The organism is Paenibacillus sp. FSL R5-0923, from assembly GCF_038009145.1.
GTDB lineage: Bacteria > Bacillota > Bacilli > Paenibacillales > Paenibacillaceae > Paenibacillus_AQ.
Window position 1 is genome coordinate 4,114,398 of the sequence record NZ_JBBPAT010000001.1, and the last position, 24,858, is coordinate 4,139,255.

General features: G+C 43.4%; 13 protein-coding genes and 2 pseudogenes. 3 read left to right on the forward strand and 12 right to left on the reverse strand.

What is annotated here, in order from left to right; translation table 11 throughout:
- Nucleotides 1-813: 813 nt before the first annotated feature.
- The 8 genes from MKX35_RS18525 to MKX35_RS18560 form a co-directional block, all read right to left on the reverse strand.
- Nucleotides 814-1,740 carry a VanZ family protein gene (locus tag MKX35_RS18525; RefSeq protein ID WP_076299860.1) on the reverse strand — a complete coding sequence of 309 codons (927 nt, stop codon included), beginning with the start codon at nt 1,738-1,740 and terminating at the stop codon, nt 814-816.
- Between the two features lie 179 nt (nt 1,741-1,919).
- Complete coding sequence (locus MKX35_RS18530; RefSeq protein WP_341044392.1) at nt 1,920-2,474, reverse strand: CPBP family intramembrane glutamic endopeptidase; 555 nt, start codon at nt 2,472-2,474, stop codon at nt 1,920-1,922.
- Nucleotides 2,475-2,640: 166 nt separating this feature from the next.
- Nucleotides 2,641-3,408: an ABC transporter permease gene (locus MKX35_RS18535; protein WP_076299858.1), complete on the reverse strand. Its 768-nt coding sequence runs from the start codon at nt 3,406-3,408 to the stop codon at nt 2,641-2,643.
- The gene (locus tag MKX35_RS18540) at nt 3,405-4,178 is read right to left on the reverse strand and encodes an ABC transporter permease (protein ID WP_076299857.1); all 774 of its coding nucleotides are present in this window, start codon (nt 4,176-4,178) and stop codon (nt 3,405-3,407) included. The genes MKX35_RS18535 and MKX35_RS18540 overlap by 4 nt, the downstream gene beginning before the upstream one ends.
- Nucleotides 4,175-4,888 (reverse strand): ABC transporter ATP-binding protein, encoded by a 714-nt coding sequence (locus MKX35_RS18545; RefSeq protein ID WP_076299856.1) that lies wholly within the window; start codon nt 4,886-4,888, stop codon nt 4,175-4,177. Before MKX35_RS18545 ends, MKX35_RS18540 begins: the two co-directional genes overlap by 4 nt.
- Before the next feature lie 92 nt (nt 4,889-4,980).
- Nucleotides 4,981-5,988 (reverse strand): sensor histidine kinase, encoded by a 1,008-nt coding sequence (locus MKX35_RS18550; RefSeq protein WP_076299855.1) that lies wholly within the window; start codon nt 5,986-5,988, stop codon nt 4,981-4,983.
- Nucleotides 5,985-6,662 (reverse strand): response regulator transcription factor, encoded by a 678-nt coding sequence (locus MKX35_RS18555; RefSeq protein WP_076299854.1) that lies wholly within the window; start codon nt 6,660-6,662, stop codon nt 5,985-5,987. Before MKX35_RS18555 ends, MKX35_RS18550 begins: the two co-directional genes overlap by 4 nt.
- A 250-nt stretch (nt 6,663-6,912) precedes the next feature.
- Nucleotides 6,913-8,793: a peptidoglycan D,D-transpeptidase FtsI family protein gene (locus MKX35_RS18560; RefSeq protein ID WP_081382927.1), complete on the reverse strand. Its 1,881-nt coding sequence runs from the start codon at nt 8,791-8,793 to the stop codon at nt 6,913-6,915.
- A 540-nt stretch (nt 8,794-9,333) separates the two neighbouring features.
- On the opposite strand from MKX35_RS18560, the gene MKX35_RS18565 reads away from it, so the two are divergent.
- From MKX35_RS18565 to MKX35_RS18575, 3 genes and pseudogenes are all read left to right on the forward strand, one after another.
- A complete protein-coding gene (locus tag MKX35_RS18565) occupies nt 9,334-9,465 on the forward strand; it encodes a hypothetical protein (protein WP_256716327.1) in 132 nt (43 codons plus the stop codon).
- A gap of 567 nt (nt 9,466-10,032) precedes the next feature.
- Nucleotides 10,033-11,184 (forward strand): annotated as a pseudogene (locus tag MKX35_RS18570) (glycosyl hydrolase family 8); the annotation flags it as partial.
- Nucleotides 11,161-11,877 (forward strand): galactose-binding domain-containing protein, encoded by a 717-nt coding sequence (locus MKX35_RS18575; protein WP_256716331.1) that lies wholly within the window; start codon nt 11,161-11,163, stop codon nt 11,875-11,877. The pseudogene MKX35_RS18570 and the gene MKX35_RS18575, both read left to right, overlap by 24 nt.
- Before the next feature lie 375 nt (nt 11,878-12,252).
- Here the strand turns inward: MKX35_RS18575 and MKX35_RS18580 are convergent, their stop codons facing one another.
- From MKX35_RS18580 to MKX35_RS18595, 4 genes and pseudogenes are all read right to left on the reverse strand, one after another.
- Nucleotides 12,253-19,026, reverse strand: a complete 6,774-nt coding sequence (locus MKX35_RS18580; RefSeq protein WP_076299852.1) for a stalk domain-containing protein — start codon at nt 19,024-19,026, stop codon at nt 12,253-12,255.
- A 109-nt stretch (nt 19,027-19,135) separates the two neighbouring features.
- Nucleotides 19,136-20,077, reverse strand: a complete 942-nt coding sequence (locus MKX35_RS18585; RefSeq protein WP_076299851.1) for a hypothetical protein — start codon at nt 20,075-20,077, stop codon at nt 19,136-19,138.
- Nucleotides 20,078-20,498: 421 nt separating this feature from the next.
- A pseudogene (locus MKX35_RS18590) lies at nt 20,499-21,435 on the reverse strand (alpha/beta fold hydrolase).
- Between the two features lie 18 nt (nt 21,436-21,453).
- Nucleotides 21,454-24,753, reverse strand: a complete 3,300-nt coding sequence (locus MKX35_RS18595; protein WP_076299850.1) for a sugar-binding protein — start codon at nt 24,751-24,753, stop codon at nt 21,454-21,456.
- Nucleotides 24,754-24,858: the final 105 nt, after the last annotated feature.

The window sequence follows — 24,858 nt, forward strand, 5'->3', positions numbered from 1 at the left end:
GCAGGGGCGCCGTCCACAACATTGGCCGGGACATAATTGGAGGCTGGTTGCGACGAAATGGCCGTAACGGAACCTGAGTGTAACCCTATTTGACGATTCCCTTCAATCGGTAGCCTACCGGACAATATTCAGGCTGTAGACATTACGTATCAGGCTGTTCTCCCATTTGTCGAGTGCACTCTCCCTCCTTTATATAAAAAGATGAAACCTTGATAAATCGTCAAAAGCTAAAATCGCCCTCAAATATTCCAACTTCTTATCTACAATTTTTGGAATGGACATCAAATCTTAAAAAAGTCACTCACATCTCACGAATATGCATAGAAACATCTTTGTAGCTATTTTTATATACAGCATTCAATGTTCTTAAAACAAAAGCATCAACAACATGATCCTTTTCATTTGGAGAAATAAACAAAACGACATCCGACCTTAGATGTTTCAGCAAGATTTCATTTTCGCAACTCCCTATGTTCATTTTAATTATTATGTTTCTTGCCCTGGTCATATATTGCTTGAAGCCAATTTTGTAGGTCAGATCTTATATGCACAGAATCCTATAGTTGGGGACCCGCCAACATTTTAACGAAAATATACACTAAGCCCTGAATCGCGTCCAGCTTGGTGTATTCTCATACTCTTAGGTGGTCCGGGACGTGTCACGAGCGGACGCAACGAAACGTATTGGACAATCATTCGGCAACATTAACGCGGTACTGAATTAAATGATTATGATATAAAAAAAAGCTGTCGAGACTTTCTTGACAGCCTTGCCGCGATTATCGCGGTTTCTATATGTTGCGTGTTTGTTCTTCACTCCCACCAATGCTTCATTTCACTGAATCCAACGTCCCATAGTTTAGCGTTCCCGGAAACGATAATCGTAATTTCGTTCACCTTGTCATAAAATGGTATATTTAAAGGTTCTGTTCCATTATTATATTGTTCATTGTACTGATAATGAACTCTTTGGTTTCCGTCTACCAATATAGTGAGTTCTCCCTTGGAATCTCCCTTGTCTGGAATGCCAAAATAAGAATAGAACGTCACATCTTTTTTGTTCCCCAAGATGTAGGTGTATGATTTTCTTTTATCCCCTTCACTGTAATACACGTTTATTTTGGGTTCTATTTTCTTGCCTGCTACGGTGAAACTTGGAAGATTTTCAGTCATAGGCATGGTTCCATTCATTTCTTTCACATCGTGTAATGCTTGAATTGGGCTTTCTCTTTTCGCTACAACATAATTGATGGTTTCCGAGATCACGATTACTCCAACAAGAAGAACAACAATAGATAGGGCTGAAGCAATAAGCTTTTTATAAGAAATTTTTGAAGAACATCCAACTTTATAGGCGATAAATCCTATCGCTGCACCTATTGTATTGGATATAACATCATCTACATCAAAGCTGCCAAGATGAGTTAAAGCCTGCATCGTTTCCAGAACGAGAATCGTCAAGACAAAAAAGGATATGAACTTCCCAAAACTGGAACGATACAACAGAGGAATTACTACTCCAAAAGGGATAAAGGCAGCAATGTTTCCAAAGTTGTATACCCATGAAAAAGTTAGTTTTGGAAATCGAAGTGGAACTCCTTCTGGAACAAGTATAAATGTGTATCCATAATCGCTGTTCCAATGATCTAATCTACTGAAAGCAAAAAACATAAAATATAATATCAACAGCGTGTACAAAATTGTTCCTACAAAGAGGAGTTTCCGTAATTTCACTTCCATAATATCTCCTTTAATAATTCATCGATGGGTTTAGTATATCTTCCCAAAATGACATTAAAGTGACATTGAAGTGACATTTTATTCACTTAAACGCTCATTAAATGATTTGTTTGTAAAATTGAATCCGAATCTATGTTTAATCATCGTCGTAGTATAGTCTTATTCAACTAAAGCACCCGCTAGTAGAAGAGCAACACTAATAAATTATACAGAGAATGAATAATAATTACTGACCAAAGAGAATTACTTTTCTTATATACAAACCCAAATATAATACCCAACACAAAAACTGTTAATATGGAACTTAGAATATAAGGGAATTCAAACAGACCTTTATAAAACCAAATAGGAAAATGAATCGATACAAAGAGTAAAGCTGTAACTGTATTTGCTATCCAAAATCTAAAAGAATCCATAAGCTTTCTTAATAAAAAACCTCTAAAGACAATTTCCTCAGTAATACCAACCAATAGAATAGTATTAAGCCACCCGTTAAATCCTATTTGAAAATCGATATTATTATTTAAAACGATAAGATTTATTACAAAATAGAATAGTATCAAGGCTAAGGATACCCAACCTGTCCATTTTAGACTTTTTCTAAAGTTATGATGTAACTGTAAATAGGAAAATAGTTTTCTTTTTTCCATAATTATAACTAATAAAATAACAGGAATGACCCAAACAACTATTTTAATAGTGGCTGATGTTATAGCTCTTGGAACGGGTTCCATCAAATCTAAATATTGAACCAACCATAATTCTCTGATACACCATAGGGCGTAAAATATTATGAAATATACCCAAATATAATTTTTATTTACTTTGAATTCTATCAGAAACTCCTCCTTTACTTCTTCGATAATCCTGCCCCGTTAGTTGAATAAGATATAATTATAACTAGGCATCTCGTTTACGGTAAAATACAATAGCTACTGTAATAAAGCTCAGTGTCCATAACATTGAAATACCTGTCCCTTGCATTGGTGTAAGGACACTTATTTCATCAGAGGAAGACGGCATATACATATAAGATCCTGCCGTATCCGGAAAATAATTTAAAAAATTTTTATTACTAGGTAGAAAAACCCTCGTCAATGGACTGACAATGAAATAATAACCAAGCAGTACCACTAAAGCAGGAGTGGTTCGTCTTAATAAAGCACCTACAGCTGCACTGAGAAGTGTGGTTAATGTTAGATAGCCCGTTGCACCTATTAATGTTGTTATCATTGTGTCTATTTCTATCACTACTGTTGTGTCTCTCATCATAATAAAAGTATAGAGTACAGCAGATGCAGCAATAATAAACGCCATAGGAAGGGTTATAATCGCCAATGCCAAATGCTTCGTGGATAATTGAAACACACGCCAAGGTATCGTAATTAAAGTAGTTCGAATCTGTCCACCAGTATACTCCGAACAAGTAGCTAAGATTCCAAGAATAATGAACCCTGCTTGAAGATATCCCATAGAAGCAAGTCCTATATTCAGTATATTTTGCGTACCTGTTGCCCCTTGTACACCAACAGAAGTAAAAGCTGCGGCTAAAACTAAATTTAGAATGAATGTACCCGTAAGAGTGAACCATATCAATGGTAATGTAACTAATTTATCCAGTTCAGCACCAAGGATTTGTCTTAACTTTATACTAGATGAGACACTCATGCTGCAACATCCCTCCTATGGAATACAACAGCTGCAACAATGAAAACAACGAGTACCCAGGCAAACATGACTAAACCGCCTGTGAAGGGGGTGTGAAACCCATCGAATAAAGTGCCTGTGGACGTGTTGTCCGTAAACATAAACATTTCAGCGCCAGCCCTATCTGGTAAGTAAAACGCCAACTTTGTAACCCTATACAACAGGACACTAAATGATACAACGGATGAATTTATTATGAGCACAGCAAGCGGGAGGATGCCATTCTTAGTTAGAAAAGTAATTCCAAGTGCTAAAAGAGCAGTGAATGTCCAGTAACAAACTGCACCGATAAGTCTGGACCATTCAAATGCAGGGGCATATTCACCAAGAATAAGATGCGTTGCCGACACAGTTGTCGTAATAGCAACAATACAAAGCAGTATGCTGATCACAGTCACAGCACCTGCTTTTGCCAGTAAAAAATGAAACCGGGATGAAATAACAGTTAAACTCGTTGTTATCTGTTGTCCTCCACCAGATTCACTGCTCTCTGTCAAATACTCACTGCTGACAGCAAGCACACCAAGAATAATAACGCCTTGCACACCAAGAGCTAACCCGATATAGCCAACTTCCGATAGCCGCGTGCTAACTCCAGCTATAATCTCCTCTTTTTGTACTATGCTGTCCAAGGCAGCAATAAGCGCTGGTGCAAACGCTCCAATGAGAAAAGCAAGCCAAATACCCGGTAAGGAGAACAATTTAGATAGTTCCGCGTTAAATGCTCTCATACAACATCACCTGCAATTTCAGATGTCAGGGCAAAAAAAGCTTCCTCCAGTGTGGAATGGTTACCTATTACTTCTTCCAATGTTCCATCTGCAACGATGGTTCCATGCTTAATAATCACCACATCATCAACCGTCTCTGCAAGCTCTCCCATTAGATGACTGGATAATAACACCGTATTTCCAGATTCAGCACGTTCACGTAAAAATGTCCGAATCCACCGAATTCCTTCTGGGTCGAGCCCATTTACGGGTTCATCTAAAATCAATATTTTTGGATCACCAAGTAACGCAGCTGCTATTCCCAGTCTTCTCCCCATACCAAGAGAGTACTTCCCAACTCTTTTCCCAGCGGCATTGGTAAGACCTACTATTTCCAGAACTTCCTCGACACGTGAGTTAGACAATCCTGCAGCACGTGCAATCCAACGCAAGTGTGCCCGTCCTGTTCGCATACGATGAGCTCCAAAGCCATCAAGTGCGGCACCTACTGTTACTAGAGGATTATGTAATTCTGCGAATGGCTTTCCATTAATGAGTGCACTCCCTGAGGTAGCGCGGTCTAATCCAAGCAGGATGCGAAGTGTAGAACTTTTACCTGCCCCATTTGGACCTAAAAAACCAGTTACTCTACCTGGTCTAGCTTTAAAACTGATACCTGATAAGATTTCCCTAGTTCCGCGATGTTTGACTAAGTTATTAATTGTAAGCAACCATAACACTTCCTTTCTGTTATGGTTCTAATTATAAAGAAGCAAAGTTACATCTCGGTTATCATGCTGTTTACTTCTGGGTTAACTTTAGGTTAAGATCTTCCGATAGCTACTCTTGTGCCACTATCATTTGATGTAAAATCAGCTTTCAGCTTCATTTTTTTCAACATATAATTTGAAGTCGATAAACCAATCCCCGCCCCACGCTCATAGGAAGAGTTATCCATACCTGGACCTCTGTCTGCAACAGTGATTTGTTCTTTTTCTACATCAACCACAATATTTACATATTTCCCCTCTGCTGCATGACGAAGAATATTCTGAAATAAATTATCCAGAACCCGTGTCATCCATTTAGGATCTGCTTCCCAATAAAAAGTCGCCTCTGTCGGTAAATCAACCTCGATCAGGATTTCTTTTTCTTCAAATACAGGATACCACGCAGCAACAGATGCTCTTACTAAACGTCCAATATCTGTTGAAGTGGGCCTAAAAGGATGTTTCCCTGATGTAAGCAATGTATAGGAAAGTAAATCATCCATTAGATCCCCCACTCTTGTAATCGTATGATTCATTTCTGTTAATGAATTTTGTCCTTCTAGACTCATTGATTCTTTATTTAATCGGGTGACATGTCCTCTCAAAATGGTAAGTGGCGTTCGTAAGTCGTGAGATAAATTCGCTATGAGTCGATGTCGTAACAATTCCTCTTCATGTTCTCGCTTGCGGCTGTCTTCAAGCTGCTGAATCATCCAATTAAAAGAATTGCCTAACTGGTCTATTTCATCCATACGATCACTTTGAACAGATATTGGTCTAGGAAATGAGTTATGATTAGCTGAAAATGACATGGCTTCCTGTAAGCGGGTGAGACGTTTACGAAGTCTTAAGAAGAAAATCCAAGATATTACAACAAATGCGACAATAATAAAACCAAACAAAAGTAGTACAACGTAAAATAGATTTAATGCATTCAGCTCTTCTCCATTAATAGGAGATTCAATGAACGCAGATAAGAAAATAAGTATAATTGGAGGCAAAAAGATAAATAGAAAATGTCCTTTTAGAAAATGACGAAATAATGATTTAGTCTGTTTCATAGTTTCACCCGATAGCCTATTCCCTTCAACGTTTCAATAATCTCTGGGGAATCTGGATGACGTTCCAACTTTTGACGCAGTCGATGGATATGTACCATTAGTGTTTTATCGCCAGTTATATATGTTTCTTCCCAGATGGCTTCATAGATTTGTTCTTTTGGTAAAACTTGATTAGGGTGGCGTAAGAAGTACATTAAAATATGATGTTGCTTCCCTGTTAATATAATTTCTTCTCCTGTGCGTTTGTCAAATACCATTTGGACTTCTGAATCTACTTCAATATAATTTCCTAATGAAATGCGTTCGGAATGTGTTCCGCCACTTCGACGGATTAGTACTTCTAATCTTGCAACTAATTCATCCGTATGGAATGGTTTCGTTAAATAGTCATCAGCAAATTGTAAACCTTCTACCTTATCATCTATCGATGTTCGAGCTGTTAACAGCAAAATAGGAACAGCAGGAGCTACCTTTTTTAATCGTTTTCCAACAGTAAATCCGTCTAAACCGGGTAACATGATATCCAAAATAACGATTTCATGCTGATTTACTTCTTTTTCAGCGCCTTCACCAGAAAGCAGCCACTGAACTGAAAATCCCCGCTGTTCCAATTCTTCTTTTAGAAAGCTGCCTATTTTCTCATTATCTTCAATGTATAATACATTTCTTTTCAAGTAACATCCCTCGCTCTAAATTGAATTCACTATTAGACAGATTAACACAATCTAAAAAATATTTGTTTAGATGCTCATGAAATCGGCAATGGGATCAAGTTCTTGTCTTAAGCAAAGGACAAGAACTTGATCCCATAAAACAGAAAAACCGCGCCAGGCGCGGATTCTAATGGGACTATGTTATTGTTCACCGACACCGATCCATAGTCCAGATATTGAGCCTCCGACCGTTTCAAAATAAAAGCCCTAATCAATCAGGAATTTTCTGGCCGCCTGCATCATTTTTTTCGGTCAGATCGGGTGCGGAGCGCTGCGCGGAAGGTGCATTCTTGACGGATATGGAGACACTGCCTCCATCGCCCGATGTAACTTTTGGCACACCTATATATGACAATGCTTCGGATACGATCTCTTTAAACACCGGCCCCGCCGCAGCACCACCGCCAGCAGCATTAGCAGGCTCGTCAATGCCGACATAGACCACAATCTTCGGATTATTAGCCGGTGCGTATCCGAGAAAGGACGAGTGCACCTTGTCGCGGTCATACCCTCCCTTACCGTCGGGTTTAATCGCCGTACCGGTCTTACCTGCTACACTATAGCCTTCAATGTATGCATGGCGGCCGGTTCCATGGACCAGGTCTGCAACGACCTGCTCCAGATAGCTGCTGGTTTCCTTGGCGCTTTCCTCGGAAATAACCTGACGTACCACCTGGGGCTGGGTTACGGTAGTCTTGCCGGTATTCGGATCGGTGGTCGCCTTGACCACGTGCGGCACCATCAGTTTTCCGCCGTTGGCGATGGCCGAGATGGCGGTAAGCTGCTGAATCGGAGTAACAAGCACTTTGCCGTGCCCGAATGCAATCGTCGCGTTCTCTGAAGCATTATTCGGAGTCGGATTGACGATTCCGCTGATTTCGCCCGGCAGGTCAATACCGGTAAGATCGTTAAATCCGAAATCATCCACGTATTGCAGCAGCCTTTCCGGACCGAGCATTTCATAGCCAAGCTTGACGAAGGCCACGTTACTTGACCGCTTCACGCCTTCCAGGAAGGAGATTTCGCCATAACCGCTTCTCTTCTGGTCATACAGCGGCTTGCCGTACCCCTTGATGCGGATAGAACCGGACATGAAGGTTGCGTCCGAATCGAACAAATTCTCCTCCACCGCTCCTGCAAGAGGTACAATTTTGAACGTGGAGCCTGGTTCAAATCTTGTTTTGATGGCATGGTTGAAGAATACCCCTGGATCAGAGGCATATTTCCAGAACTCATTCGGGTTAAAGGTCGGCATATTCGCTAGCCCCAATATCTCCATGGTGCTGGGATCCGCGGCAATTACCGTAATACTCTTGGGTTTATATTCTTCATAGGCCTTCTGCATTGCCTGCTCGATATAATACTGGATTGTGCTATCAATCGTCAGCTTGAAAGTACTTCCATTGACCTCCGGCTGGTAAGTGTCCTCCGAGTCAGGCAGCTTGATGCCTTTGGCGTCGCTCTGGTAGAATAGCTTACCATCCGCGCCCTTAAGCTGCTTGTCAAAATACTTTTCGAACCCCATCACCGCATTGCCATCGCGGTCCGTATAACCCAAAATATGTGCGGCCAGTGTTTGTTGCGGATAATAGCGCTTCTGCTCCCTAATCAGGCCAACGCCAGTCTCCAGAGTGTCATGTTCATCCTTCAGTTTCTCAATGAACTCGTTGACCTTGTCGCGCAGCTCCTGGTCTATCTTCCAGCCTTCATTACGGATCTCCCGGTTCTTCAGATACTTGCCGTTCTCGTCTTTGGCTTCCACGAGCGCCTTAAGCTCATCCTCAGGCTTGCCGAGCAGTTCATGCAGGCCGGTGATAACTTCTTCCCCGATACTGAGAGCGGTAATCGCTTCCGGATTGACCACTACCGTGTAGGCCGGCACATCGCTAGCCAGCATCCTGCCGTTGCGGTCCTCGATCGTGCCACGCACCGCTTTAAACACCGAAGTATGGGCCCATTGCTTTGCGGCCTTGGTTTGCCAGAAATCACGATCCAGCACCTGAATCCAGAACACTCTGCCGAGCAAAACAAGAAAAAAGAGGGTAATACACCCTCCTATAAACAGCGTACGAAGTTTTATTCTCTTCACCATAAGCAAACCCCACAAACATATATATTGCAATTTTCGGCAAATCGCTCGTTAATAGTCACTGCGTTTTGTTCGCTGATATGAATGGTATCGTCGGCATTCGCCTCCTGATATCCCATATCCATGGCTAGCTGAACAACCTTGGCACGGGATTGCTGTTTTTCCTTGTCCCAGTAAGGCTCATTATTGTAGGCATAGGTAATGCCAGGTTTTATTAGTTTGATAAATGATCACCATAATGAACACCAGGCTTGTTACACATTGTACAATGTATAACAAGGTAAAAACAACCATTTTTGTGAATCCTTTGTCACTACGCTATTTCGGGAACTTAGGCTACATGTAATAGACAATTGGAACATCTTTGTGAATTCTCCATTTCACTGTATGCGGTCATTCAGATAAGGAGCGCTGAGCCAGCATGAGGTTGAGCAAAAATAAATTCAACGGCTGCCTGCTCGGCTTTATCGATGTAATCTGCTCAAATTCCAGAGTAATCTGCTAGAGTTATTCCTTTCCTTCAAGGGTGAAGGATTTAAAATTGTGGCGGCTTTTATCTTCTCAATTACCGCCATTTATGCCAAGAGATTAACAGCGTCTATTGATGTCCTGATCGTATCCAGCGCCAGTCTGTTCACCGATGGATTGATGCTCATTTTTCTGACTATGCTATGAAACCGTATGAATATTTCTTTTTCTTTTTGGATGATTGCAGAATGTTCCTCGTGCCATCTAATCCAGTATGACCATGTTGTTTACTATACTGTTTAGTGTAAACGCTTTTATTTTATGAACATTACTTTTTAATTTATTTTAAAGCATCTAGACACGGCGAAAATAGTTGTGTTACATTTGTGTGAATAAAGTAATGCAGTTTAGCTGGTGATTTGTAACCTGTAGGTGAAAAGTGACGTTGAGGATGCGATGATTTCCTATTGGAGCGCGTACCTTCAAATCTCTTCAGCATATATATAAAATGTCACTTCCGCCCTAAAGTTAAAGCGCTTAAACTTTAGAAGTGTGAATAGCACTTATTGTTAAGCGGTTTACTTTGGAGATCAGTCTAAAGGGAAGGAGGATTCATTGACGTTAATTAAACTAACCATCACTAAAGGAGGAATTTTTGTGTACTCATTGAAATCGACCTCAGGCACAATGAAAGTGATGTTACTTGTCATGCTTTCGGCGGTTATGCTTCTAGCGACATTAGCCGCCCCTGCACCGCTTCAACGGAAAGTTCATGGAGCGGGTGAATTGAAACCGTTTCCTCAACAAGTCAGCTATCCGGGTATCATTAAACCAAACCACGTCAGTCAATCCTCGATGAACAGTTCTGTATCTTCCTACTATGACTATTGGAAGGCTACTTATCTTAAAAACAACTTGTCCTCGCTGCCCGGAGGGTACTATGTAAAAGGTGATATTACTGGCGAAGCGGACGGCTTCGATCCTCTCGGCACATCGGAAGGCCAAGGATACGGTATGGTTATTACCGTGCTAATGGCTGGATACGATACGAATTCCAGAACAATCTATGACGGTTTGTTCAAAACGGCTAGAGCGTTCAAGAGCTCTAATAATCCGAACCTGATGGGATGGGTAATAGCAGATAGTACTGGGGCTCAAGGGCACTTCGGTTCAGCAACAGATGGGGACCTCGATATCGCTTACTCCCTTATTCTAGCTGATCGCCAATGGGGCTCGGCTGGAACGATCAATTATTTGGCTGAAGCCAAAAAGATGATTGGCGCTATTAAGCTTAGCAATGTGACAACTAACAACAGGTTGAATCTTGGTGACTGGGATACGAAGAGCGCCTTGAATACGCGTCCCTCCGACTGGATGCTCAGTCATCTACGGGCTTTCAATGAAGTTACTGGAGATTCAACTTGGCTAAATGTCATCAACAATCTGTATAACGTATACAGCCAATTTACAGCAGCTTATTCGTCTAGCACAGGTCTGATTTCGGACTTTGTGGTAGGCAACCCGCCTAAGCCGGCCCCCCCAAACTATTTGGAAGAGTTCCCTGAAACAAATGAATACAACTACAATGCAAGCCGTGTACCACTTCGTATCGTAATGGATTACGCCTTGTACGGAGACACCCGTGGTAAGGATATCGCTAATAAAATGGTAGTATGGATCAAAGGAAAAACAGGCAACAATCCGAACAATGTGAAGGACGGTTACCAACTGAACGGTTCGAATCGCGGTACTTATGCGACAGCGGTATTCGTAGCGCCTTTTATCTCCGCAGCGACGACTACCAGCACGCATCAAGCTTGGGTCAATGCAGGCTGGGACTGGATGAAGAACAAAAAGGAAAGTTACTTCAGCGACTCCTTTAACATGCTGAACCTACTGTTCATCTCGGGGAACTGGTGGAAGCCTACCTACAGTGCAGCGGATACTCAAGCTCCCTCGGATCCAACGAATCTGAACGCAACAGCAGCTTCAAGCAGCCAAATTAATCTGAGTTGGACTGCTTCTACCGATAATGTCGGTGTAACAGGCTACCGGGTATTCCGTGACGGCGTGGAAGTAGGAGCGCCTACAGACACATCCTTCAGCGATACCGGACTTACCGCATCGACAGCTTACAGCTATATGGTAAAAGCTGTCGATGCCGCAGGCAACCTGTCTGCTAACAGTAATACCGCATCAGCAACTACAAGTTCAACTCCTGCTGCCGGTATCAACCTTGCGCTGGGCAAGACAGCGGTAGCCAGTTCTATCGAAGGTGTAGGATTTGAAGCTTCCAAGGCAACAGACGGCAACTCTACTACCCGTTGGGCGAGCATCGAAGGAAGCAACAATGAATGGATTTACGTCGATCTTGGCGCAACCCAAAGCGTAAACCGCGTCAAGTTGAATTGGGAAGACGCTTACGCTAAAGGCTACAAAGTTCAGGTGTCTAACGATGCAACAACATGGACGGATACTTACGTAACAACGACCGGTAATGGTTCTATTGACGATATTACATTTACCGCAAATAGCGGACGTTACGTCAGAGTGCTCTGTACTGCTAGAGGGACCGTATACGGATATTCGATATTCGATTTTGAGGTTTACAGCTCTTAATTGAACAAATCCTGGCGGATATGAATCTGTCAGGATTTGTTTGTCTAAAAGAGCAGAATGTAACTTCTCGGGGGGGTCGTTAGTAAACGAATGGCCTCTTTTTTGATCTCATTTGAGTATGTCTTAAACTTCTAACCTTTAATCGCCATAAAAATGCACCCCCTAGAATTTCATCGGACAAACCAGGGGGTTTATCCAATATCTATTCTAAGGGGTGCATTTCAGTTATCATCAAGACTTTTTTGATGATAACTGAAAATGAAATATTCATAATTATTCAGCGATTGCCTTTTCAACGTCCTCGAAACGAATCTTTATGAGACGCTGCAGTGCTTGTTAGAGGGTTTCGTGTGTAGCTGCTATTGTTAGCGAATACTACTTCATGATACTAATGGATTTCGTAGTATTATTGAAGAATACATCTGCACCAAAATATTCAGCAATGAAGCGTAATGGGAGCATAGTACGTCCGTTTACAAGTTCAGCTGCAACATCCATTCCTGGTGTAAGTTCACCGATCACAATGGACAAAGTCTGACCTTCCAAGGTAATCATTACGGTTTTCGTAATGTTATCCCAGCTTACATTTGCTCCTAAGCTCTCCGCAACGAAGCGCAGTGGCACTAACGTTCTGCCTTTAACTACCCTCGACTCAACATCCATACTCATTTCGATTCCGTTTAATTTATACCCTTTCTTACCTAGACTAAGTTCTAATTTCACAGGTTCAGGCTTGGTTGTAACAAAGATATAGCCTAGTCCTTTTGCCGTGAAGGTAAATTTACCTGTCTTATGGTCATATTTGCCGCCTAAGCGTTCCATGTTACCGTCTAATCGAAGCATGACACCGCATAACATGCTAATATCGTTAGTCGACAACTTCTCTTTTGTCAGATCGAAGGTTACTGGTATAAGCCCTGTATAATCCGTTACTTCCCGGCCATCTGCGAAGATCTTCAACTCATATCCCCGCCCTATAACTCCGTCTCTATCATTTACAGGTTTAATGACAACCTTCATACTCTTGCCTGTATTCAACTGCTTCAACAATTCAGGGGACAATTCAACAGATACGGTGTCATTCGTAACGGTTAGCGGTTTGTTGGCTTTAATAATCGCACCGATCGTATCGTTTTGAATCTCAAGCTCATCTTTTCCGGCTGACATCGTCAATGCAATGGAATTGCCTTTCATCAGCTGCTCTTTGATTGTAGCATCAATAAGATCTGCTACCGGTGATTCTGGAAAAGGAGTCGGCGTGCTGATTTGGCCACCTGATCCTCCGCCGTTATTATTTGCAGTAATTACGATAGTTAACTCTATCGTATCCATGCCAGCATGGTTAGAAGCCGTAACAGTGAATTTGTATGTTCCCTCTTCATTAGGCACCCCTGAAATAACACCCGTAGCTCCTTCTAATTTCAACCCTGCAGGTAAATAATTATCTCTCACTGTCCAGGTAATCGTTTCGTCGCCGTATACCGCTAATGTTACCGTATAAGGTTCTCCAACTTTGCCGCTTGGCAGATTCTTAGTGATAATCTCCGGAGCTGTTTCCACTGGCTTATCCTCATTAATCTCGATGCTCAATACTCGCTTATCTATACCAAAATCATTCGTTGCGCCAACAGTGAATTCGTAATATCCTGCCTCTTGAGGCGTACCCGAGATAACGCCTGTTGCTTCATCTAGGTTCAAATCTACTGGCAAATCTCCTCCCTGGACCTTCCAAGTAATCGGTTCGCTGCCGTATACCGCTAATGTTACCGTATACGGTTGTCCAACTTTGCCACTCGGCAAAGTCTTAGTGATAATCTTCGGAGCTGTGTCAACTGAGACATCTTCAGTGATCACTATATTGAACGGTTTCGAGTCACTGCCTGCGTCATTGTTAGCTTGAACTTTGAATGTAAATTGACCCCATTGATCCGGTGTACCCGAGATAACACCTGCATCTTCATCCAAGCTCAATCCTGATGGCAATTGACCATCTACAACAGCCCATTTGATCGGCTTATCGCTGTCAGTGGTAAGAACTGCCGAATAAGGTTGTCCTACCTTGCCATCCGCAAGCGATTTCGTCGTAATCGTTGGCGCAGTACCTGCGTCTTCAACCCATTTCGCATATAATTCAATATCCCTTGAAACAGGATCAGCAACGAAATCCCAGACATCGTTTAATCCTGCATCTTGATACCAACCGCCGAAAACAGTGTTTTCTTTTGTCGGCGCTGTTGGCTCGGTAATTGTCCCGCCCATATCTGCGAACTTCATCACCACTTCGCTGCCACCGTTGGAATCAAAAGTTACCGCATAAGGGTTGTGTGCGCCGATGGAAGGCGTTCTGCCGCTAAGTGGATTGCCGAAGAAGTCTGTTCTCTCCGTCATATGAGGCAGAGCGTTCGCGCGATCCACATATGGGCTTACAATCTCGGCACCTGCACCATAGGCCAGGTTATTACCGTCAGCAAGACGGAACCCGTTCATCGCACTGTAATCAAGCTTGGCATCAACTGTTCCGCTGTTGGTAATCCAATGTTCCGGCGCAGATTTATAATCATTTAATATAGAGTTAAGTTCCTCTTCCGATACATAGCGGTTGTCAGTTGCTGTTACGCCTGCACCTAGATACCCGCCTCCGCCTGCGTTCATGCTACCAAAAAGATTAGCCGGATATACAATGTTGTTCGTAAAACGTCCGGCTGCAAATGAAGCTGATGTTCCCCCACCTTTCAGACCAACCTGGTTGTTTGCTCCAGTGTAGGCAAAAATATTATTTTGGAAATAAATATGCAAGTTGGAGGCCGTTGGATCAAATACTAACGAACTGCTATTCTTCAATGGTGTGACGATGACATTGTTATAGTATAACCCGCTTAATTCCTCGCTCGTTGAAGAACCTCCCGCAAGTAATATAAGACTGTTAAAGCTCTTGTTAAAATCCGGGCTGCGACCGTCGTTCACGCTAATGTTATAGCGAACGATATTGCCCTTGGCAGCATTCATCTGTAAGTACCAACCGCCATAGTTATTTCGGCTGTAATTGTATTCATACACATTGTCCTGACAATAGTTGTCAATGTCCCATGCCATACCGTCATTACTTGCATGATAAGGGTTGTCCACGGCTTCATTATAGCGGAAGATCGTGCCTTTACTTGCCATAATCCACGCTGCCGCATAGTTTTGCGAACCTAGATATGTTGGCGTTGTATTATTTGGCCCCCAGTTCGTAACCAGGTTGCCGCTCTTATCGCTTAAATAGCTGTATCCGCTGTCTGTGACCACATTTCGTTCCACAAGGGAGTTGTTCCCGCCGGACATAACAATGCCATCTCCAACCGAACTAGAAATCCAGTTGTTTCTAAACACAGCGTTTGATGCCCAAGGATAGCTTGAGTTACTCCAAGTAATGCCTGTGTTATTCGTCCCTGGATTGCTTGGCCCGTAGGCATTGTTGCGAATACCTTCGTTATCGCAGCGAAGGGTTTTATTACCTTCAACCAATATATCTACATAACCATTAATAATGATGCCGCCGGATACCTTACTTGCTCCATTTGCTTGGTGCAGACCATTTACATCATGAACGTAGTTATCTCGAATGACGATGCCTTGCATACGAGCATCAGCATAATCTTGAATATTAAACTGACCTTGTCCCAGCTTGGAAATCCGTGACATTACAGCGATACCAGAACGGCCGTCACCTGCTTTATTGCCGATGTTCGTTACTTCAATTCCACTGACTACCCAATAGTTAACGTCATATAACTCAATTGTACCGTTTAAGGAAATGCCTGATGGGCTTGACGCTGTTCCTCCACCATTAATTATCGGGCGTTGGTTAGGGTCGGTCGTATTATATTTTGTAAGCGTAATCGGATTTCCTTCCTCACCATTGCCGCGCAGTCTGATTTGTTCGTTCCATACGCTATTCGCATCCAGATAAATGGTTGAACCTGGCATAAATACATATTCATTAATCTTGGAGATTGATTTCCATGCCGTAGCCGGTGTGCGTCCATCTGCATGATCGTCACCGTTATTGGAGAAATAATAATCACGGACTTCAAGTGGTAGAATGTTCAACTCGAATGTGATTTCGGCAGGATTCAGATCCAGTCTAATGGTATATTTTCCTGGCACGATATTATTTCTTGCGAATGATTCTTTGTTAATTTTCAATACATTACCGCTAACTGTATAATCCACATCCCGCTGCAGTGTTACAGCGCCGATCTCCACTCCAGCTAGATCTGCTAAATCAGGATTTACGGTGATATTATAGTCGTCCAGACCAATAACATATGTGCTGTCTTCCAAGTGGCTATACTCTTTGGGCATGAGCTTTAGTGTAATAGAAGATGTTCCGGTTTGGGCTGTTATTCCACTATCGATAACATATACGTCATCGATAAAGTGCCTGTTCTGTATATCCTTAATCGTTCCAGCCTTGTTGCCCCAGTTCGTAGCAAGCTGGAATGCATCGATCTTGGAAATATTGTTCTTAACTAGGGTATCAAAATTGCCGCCATCTGTTGATTGCCTTTGAATGTCTTGTCCATCGATTTTATAGGTCGTTCCCGTTGATGTAACGAACCATTGGAATTTATGCCAGCCTTCGCTTCGCTTGACATCTACAGGATAGAATCTCCCGGATGAACCGGGTCTGACTGCGTAATTGGTCAGATTTGCGGCCCAATCGCCATCTCCATTGCCATAATTTATTGCGATATGTTCATTGGATGATGGGGTTAAGCCAAAGACAGCGTGGTCATTGGAAGCCGCTCTGCCATCATCATAGTACCAAGCAGTAACGATTGTTGTCTTACCGGTTGCAGGGGCGTAATTATAGGTACCTGGAACAGTAGCCACCTGACCGGCGCCGCTTGATGTTGCGGCTTTTCCTCCGGTACGGGACATCACATCGCTGTGAACATATCCGTTCGCACCATTTGAAAATTTCTTCTCCCCTTCAAATCCATCGTAAAACATAGTGTCAGCCTTATTGAAGTAATCAACGCTTACTTGAACAGTGACCTCTTCGTTCCCTGTCGGAACATAACCTTTCTTAACCGTCACGAATCCGGCATCATCAACTTCAATCTTATCCTTGTCTTGATCTGCCGGTCTGAAGCTGATGTTATCAGCAACGAACACATCAGCAGTGTCAACGATTAACCGTGTTCTATCTCCTGCCCGTAAAGTATCGCTCTGGCGAATTAGTGCAATGTTGGCTGAATATTGTGCACTCTCTTCTGATTCATCAGAGTCCAAGAATCGTGACGTTGCATTGCCGTTTGCTTTTACTTTAAATGTATCATTTAAAGTCGGGGACAAAGCCGCATCATTGCTTGTTGCTGCAATCGGGCTTCCTTTAGCCACTCCATTACTGAAGAGTTGAACCGAATAGGCAGATGCGTTAGCGACGCGGTCCCATGTAGCGTATGTGCCGTTCCATCTGACATTTACCGGTACAGGCAATTTCTCGATCTTTAATATTCCGGATGCTGCAACTTCTTCACTGATGTCCCCCGCATTATTAATGACAATGGCTGTAACCGTGTAGTTGCCCACTCCCAGTGCCCTTGCATAGGGCAGAACATGATGCCTTTCGTGATTGTTAGGCTGGTCGGGTCCTCCATTTTTCGATAAATAATAACCAACAGGTCCACCGTCTTTGAACAGTGTTACAAGGGTGTCACCGTAATTGGAAGCGCCACTATAAATGCCCGTGTCCGAGTCAAGCGTCGGTTTAATTGGCGCATTCACCTGTGTATTGGTGGTTATCAACAACGGTGCAGCATTGGATTTCACCACAATTCCGTCTGCCGAAGACACTTCGCAATAATAGAAATTGCCTTGTTGTGAAGCTGCGTCCACATTGGGAAGCGTTAATAGCGCCTTATCAGCTCCGCTGACTTTTGTCCCGTTCAAGCCAGACTCGTCGTCAGATACATACCATTGATATGCTGAAGCAGCGGCTGATGCCGCAACGCTAAATGTTGCTGTCTCACCTTGTTTCACTTCTGCCGCTGTTGGCTGAGTGATTATTTCTAAATTTGGCAATCCACCGGGAGGTACCAAATTCAATGTTAATGTTCTGGTTCCTGTTGTTGTAGCCACATCTTTAACAACATAAAAATCGTCGATTAGATGTTTATTTTTAATATAAGCTTTGTTACCTGACTGGTTGTTCCATCCTCCTGCTATTTTAGGCTGAATGGTTGTACCGCTCTTCATAGCTTTGTAAATATTACTTTGCGCTGAATCGGATACTAATGTTCCGTCTATTTGTAAAGTCGCACCATTCGGTGTAATGAGCCACTCGAATTTATGCCAGCCTGTGGAACGTAAAGCCCCGCTATCTTTCCAACGGTTGCCTGCTGTACCCGCTGATGATGGTGCATATGCCCAAGTATATCTAGTCGGGTTATGAATAACATCAGCCTCTGAACTTTGATAGAATGTCCCGACAAAGGTGGCATTTTTGCCATCTACAATAGCAAATTGAGTTCTATCCGTCGCTGTCTTCTCCTCATCAGGATACGGGTCAAAATACCATGCAGTCATCTTATAATTGCTACCTGTCGGCAATGCCACGTCTTGGGCTACATTTTCATTATTCGTATCACTTGAAGGTGTGATCGCTTTCATTCCAGAACGGGACTGAGCATCGGAAAGCGTGTATGACGAACCTAATTTGCCAGTTGATGTCATTGGACCATTGTTGTTCTCGAAATCCTCCATGAATAATACATCTGAGTCATGGTAATAACTCGCCGCGGCCGTGATTGTCACCGGGATGCCCGGAGCACCTGGCAACGCAAATGTATAACCGCTAGCTAAAGTAATGTTCCCCTGATTATTAACAGTTAAAAGATTCGCATTGCTGGAATCATAATTAACCTCGTCAATAACCGGTCCTTTCACGAGACTGCTTAAAGGCGAACCTTTATAGGTAAGATTCACCCTGCCTGCCTGACCTGCCGCTTGTGTCAATTCTAGTACAACAGAGTCAAAAGATTCGCCCCCTCCCGCAGCTGACACTTCAGATGAAGGCGCCAAGCCGAACAGACCAGGGAACACCAACGAAGTTGCCGTAATCATCGACAAAGCTTTTTGCATCCATTTCGATCGTATCATCCCAAAACTTCCTCCCTTTGAAATTAATAAATTAATACTTTATAAAAAATCTGCATCTATGGAAGCCTCAATAGACATAGATTTTTATAAACTTAAAAACATAACTATTCTAGTTCACTACTAATTCACTGAATCGATTACCGTTATATACGATCTTCAACTTATTCGTATTTGCAATTAACGCTCGCAAGTCAGACTCCGCCGATCCGTATAGAATGGAATCTTTCACTTCTTCCAGTTTAAGCTTGGTGATTTCCGGTTTTGTGGTTAATGTGGCAACGACATCCTCGCCCATATATTTACCGATTACTGTCTCACCTACAGAAGCAGCAGCTAAAGACTCCCAGAACTTAAGAGACTCGGTTTCTTCTTTGGATATATCCAAACGGTTTAGCACTTTCTCTTCCTTGGCCTGTCCCGCTGTCGCTAACGCAGCCGTCAATTCATTTGCAACACGAACATATTCCGCACTTTTTGATGCATACTCAACTTGCAACTCTGTTTCGCTCATTTTCGTTTTTTTAACCTGCGTTTCTACCAAATCCGGCCAACGGGCGCCACTTAAATATTGCATGTATTGATTTAAATCAAACTGAGGCAATCCATAGTAAGTCCCTTCTGAATCTTCCATCTTAGCTCGCTTAACATTTTCATCTTCCATGTCGGATTTTAGCTCATCAAAGCTTTTGTAAGGGGCGATCCCCCGCTCATCTGCAATAAATTGCTCCTGCTTGGTCTTTAGCAATGCAGTCATTGCAGATTTTTTGGCGTATTCAGTTGGGGTTTCATGGTTTTCTCCGTATTGACGTGTCCAGAAGCCCTCATCTACTTGGACCCCATAAATTCTGAAGAAATAGTCTGCCGTTATAGCTCTTTGCTCCTTGACATAAAATTGAAATTCGTCCTCTGTTACGGCGTATCTATCTACTGTAAATATCCAATCTTCAGGTAGCTCCGCCTTTTTGTTAGTTAAGCTCAACACGAGTAAAGCAAGAACAATCAGAGTGGTAAACAAAATAATCACGGTTGCTTTTCGTCTAGTAAGCCCCATGACGCCCCCCCTTTCAAATATTCAACCTAGCTTTGCAAGAAAGCTTATGACAGTGAAATTCATCGCCGTTGCTGGAGAAGTTCCCAAATTTAAATGGTTAGACATAATTGTAAGTTTAGCTGCCCTCTAATGTAAGCGCTTATTTAGACTGAATTAAAACAAATTTGACTAATAAAAAAACAGTTCTAGTTCGCAATTTTGTGTATGCTAGGGGATTAATATCTTATAAAGGAACTGTCGTTTTGACAAAGTAACACCTCAATTTTGGTTTTCAAAAGACAGCCTAAAGCGAGCTGTCCGTTATAATCCCCAAAACACTAATGGCTTCGCCCTCTGAAAACAAAGGACGAAGCCATTAGATATTAACGTTTAAATGTAATTATGGGTGATTATTTTAATGTTGATATTTCGTTCTGATTCATTACTCCAGGAAAAATTGCATCGTCCGGTCGGACGAACCTGGTAAATACTCATGTCCAAAGTCAGGATAAATAACAAGCTGCTTCATCGTGTTCATTTTATTGTATGCTGCAAATTGCGTAGATGGCGGGCATATGGTATCCATTAGCCCGACGCTCATCATGACCTCGCCACGAATTCGATCAGCTAGAAATTGTATGTCAATGTAGCCGAGCTTCTCAAATACATCATGTTCGCGTTGATGAAGCACATCATAGTAGCGAAAATACGTACGCAGCTCGCCATAAGCTTCTTGATCTAAATCCATGTCCCATGTACGCTTGTAATCACTAAGAAAAGGGAAAATCGGTGCAAGCTTCTTCACTCTCGGCTCCAATGCAGCACAAGCTATCGTAAGTCCACCTCCCTGAGATCCCCCTGCAGCGTAAACGCGTTCAGGATCGACTTCAGGCAGCTTCATCGCTATTCCGGCAAGCTGTGCAGTATCTAAAAAAATGTGACGAAATAGCAGTTCATCCGGGTGATCATTTAACCCGCGGATAATATGTCCGTGATGCGTATTTCCCTTTACCCCTCCTACATCCTCCGAGGTTCCCCCCTGGCCGCGGCAATCCATGGCAAGCACAGAGAAGCCTAACGATACATAAGCCAGTTTCTCGCTCCAATCCCCGGCATGGCCGGAATAGCCGTGAAACATAACGACAGCCGGATGAGGGGTTTCCATATTCTTGGGGCGCACGTACTTCACATGAATTCGCGCTCCCTTCACGCCCGTGAAATACAGGTCAAAGCATTCGGCATGGGGTACTTGAAAGCTGCTGATCAACAGTCCGCATCTCTGCCAGAGCACGCTCCCAATATTCATCGAAATCCGCTGGGCGTGGATTCGTTCCTTCATAGGTTTTCAATTGTTCTAACGGCATATCAACAAGTGGCATAGTTCTTCTCCTTATTGCTTATTGGGTCGGCATCATCCACTGCATGGAGCGGAATAAACTCGGTCTTTTCTCGGAACCGATGCCGCTTGCCCATTCGATCCAGCCTCGTCGTCCCTGTCCGTCATTCTCATTCACGAGCAGCGAGAAGCTCATCACATCTCCATGCTGAGGTGCAATCGGTGTCAGCTCCGACCAAGGCAGAGCTAGCTTATAAATCGTCAGCTTCTGTTCCTCATTCCTGGTTACCGATGCTTCACCATGTTGCACCAGCCCTACTGGCAATCCCCCCAACGCCGTCCAGCGATAGACTTGCGGACCATTAGGCGAATCCGATATGCCATACTCATACCATCCCCGGCTCTCACCCGGAATTCCCGGAGATAACGCAAACTGAATGCTGTCATTATTCCATATATTAGCATCGGAAGCTGCAGCCGAATGAACATTATCATTAATTTTGGCCGTCAGGTACAGGTGATCCTGATCAAAGTGAAGCCAGGCTTGACCGCTCACGCCAATGGTTCCGCTATGGCCGGAGAGCAAGACAGGCTTACCCTGCGACAAATCGATTGTAGGCGCCAAAGCTTCAATTTCCGGTTCGATATGGTCATTGACCGCAATCGTCCCCCGGTTGACCGGATTAAAACTAAAATTCCCTTTATAGACGTATGGCTCCTGCTCCGCAAACTCGACGCGGATGGACGTCAGCTGATCTCCTCCTAGCGCGATCGGACTAAGCGGGATACTGAATTGCTGTTTGCTGCCTGGGAGTACGACCGTGTTGATAAGCTCTTGATCGGACTGTTCCCCAACCTGCCAAGTCACCCTGTCGACAGTAAGACCGGCGGCCTTTCTGAAGTTTTCTACATCGATATTTAGCGTTTGACTGTACTGTCCTTCCTTCTGTTGCATCGCAGGTCTGACCGTAACCTTGTGTGGTACGCCGGTTGCAACGCTATGCTGTAGCTTGCCTATCTTGTTGCCAGCCTCGTCCAACAAGTGAATGATTACCGAACGGAAACCTTCTCGCGTCTCGTTAATGCTTAGAGTAAGCGCTTCTGTTTGACCTTGCACCGCTTCAATCGGATAGTTATTCTCCTCCATCTTCGCTGTTATAGTCAGGTTAGGCAGATCATCGTTATTAATCGTTAAGTTGAACGCATGCGGATCTCCTACTGCTGTTTGCCCTCCAGCGATTGTAAATGTGCCGTCCGTAACGATCCGGTTGATGCTTCCTTTGATATAGAATGGCTCTCCCGTTATCGTTATATAGATCTTGCCATGATGCGGGGAGTAAATTTCTGTATTTCCCATAAAATCAGTAATTTCTAGGTTGTTATCCGTTTCGATAACGGCTTGAGTGTCACTCTGCGCCCAGACAACTCTAAGATTTTCGCCACCTTTTGTGAATAAATTGCTTCTGATCGGATCTCCGAATTGCTCAATTTCCTCAAATACTGCACCGGCAAGTTGTCTGCTCATTGCGGCATAACTCGCATAGGCCGGCTTCGGTGTATAGGCCCCCATCGGGTCATTCTTATGTCGGACCAGTCCGAAATTATCCTCATTATAATCATCTCGAAGTCCGTCATTCATAAAATCATACCAAGACATCCGCTCTACGCCGAGACTCAATCCCGATACAAAACCACGCGGCAAATAATTGGCCTGGGTCTTCTCATCGACGCCTTTTGCAGATTGGTGTGTCGGTGATCCGAATTCTGTTACCCAGATCGGTACCAGATTGCCGTTATTGTATTGCTTAATCAAGGTTTTCAGACCTTTCAATTTTGCAAATACGTCGTCAGGTGCGTTCGGGTCCATATAGGTCTGTACAGAGACAGCATCCAGATATTTCAGTCCTGCGTTTTTGTCCTCGCCTTCTCCTACGCCTTTCAGTACACCTTCAATCCAGTTCAGGTCGACGCCTCCTGAGACGATACCGACAACCGGCACATTCGGATGGATCGGTTTAACGACATTATAGGTCTCTTTCATCAGATTGAAGTAATAGTTCGGCTGCGAATTGGCAGGACTGTTGCCCCTTTTGCCGAACCCGCCATTGAACTCATTGTATACATTGAAACCGATGAGCTGATCCTTGTACTGCTCTATATAAGCTTTAGCGTATTCCGCAAGTCCCCTTCTTCCTATATCCGTGTAGGGTGTTGCATTATTATCGTAGAATGGGTTGTTAAATGCCGCCACAAAAAGCAGCTTAAGATCATTCTCCGCAAGCTTCTGCATATAATCATCCGGTGAAGGGGCGAAGGTATAGATGCCTTTTTGTTTCTCGATGCTGCTCCATTCCATGCCATCCCGAACGAAGGATGCGCCCATATAACGGATCAGTTTACTCAGCTCTTTGCTCCATCCGGAGGCAGTCCAGTTCAAATGCGTGCTGACACCAAACGGTGACTCCCCATTACCGGGTGGCAATGCTGAAGAAACAACGGCGTAAGCTGTACTTCGGACCAGTGGTTCACTGCCGGGTCTCTCCGCAGTAACTTCAAGCGTAAAATAGCCCAATTTGCTGAAAGGCACCGTGATCTGAGCTTTCCCGGCGACCGGACTCTCGCTTCCCGAAGTAATCTGTGCGCCATAAATATCATATGTGGCCCAACTTACTGATGGTCTGCTTGTTCTTACAATAAAAACGTTCGGTTCAGAATCCAGGAAAATATTGCCAAGTGCTGTTTGCTGAATTTTCAGCTCTGGCTGCCAATCACCCATCTGAGCCGTCATGTGGTCAACCAGGATAGTGGCCGGTAACGCGGCGTTCTTCATATCAAATCGGTCGAAAAGGATTGTGATGGCGTTTGCCGGTTTATGCCATACACCGTCATTTGCTCCATTCCAGTAAGTAAATGTGTTCGATCCCATCTGACTTACGACAACTTGCTGCCAATCCGATGTATTTTGCAATGTAATGCGCTGTTGGAATGTTTGCCCTGTCGAATCTGTCGTTCGGATTCGCAGTGATTTCAAGTCCGAGGTTTTGACCCAGAATGTTAGTTGTTCAATATCTAGCTCATCCACCTCTTTTTTTATGGATGCAAATGGCGATCCCGTTGGTCTTAGGCTGAAATCTGCTTTTATTTGTCCCATATGGGCTCCGTTGTAACTCTCAGCTGATTCGATCCGATTGAAGCTTCCCTTCACTTCAGGCGAATCCCCCATAGCAAAAATCCAGTTATCGTCTCCTTGCTCAAAATCACTCAGTACATGATTAAAATCCGCTGCTGCATGCGCAGGACTGTAGAACAATACCAGATTGGACAATAAAACCACGACAATCACAATCGATATCCTCTTCATACAGACGAAATTCCTCCTAAAACATTTTTGTATGCGCTATCATAAATCATTTTGAATGGACCCCGAGGCGTCTTTAATCTCCGTCTATCTCTATTGTTCGTATCG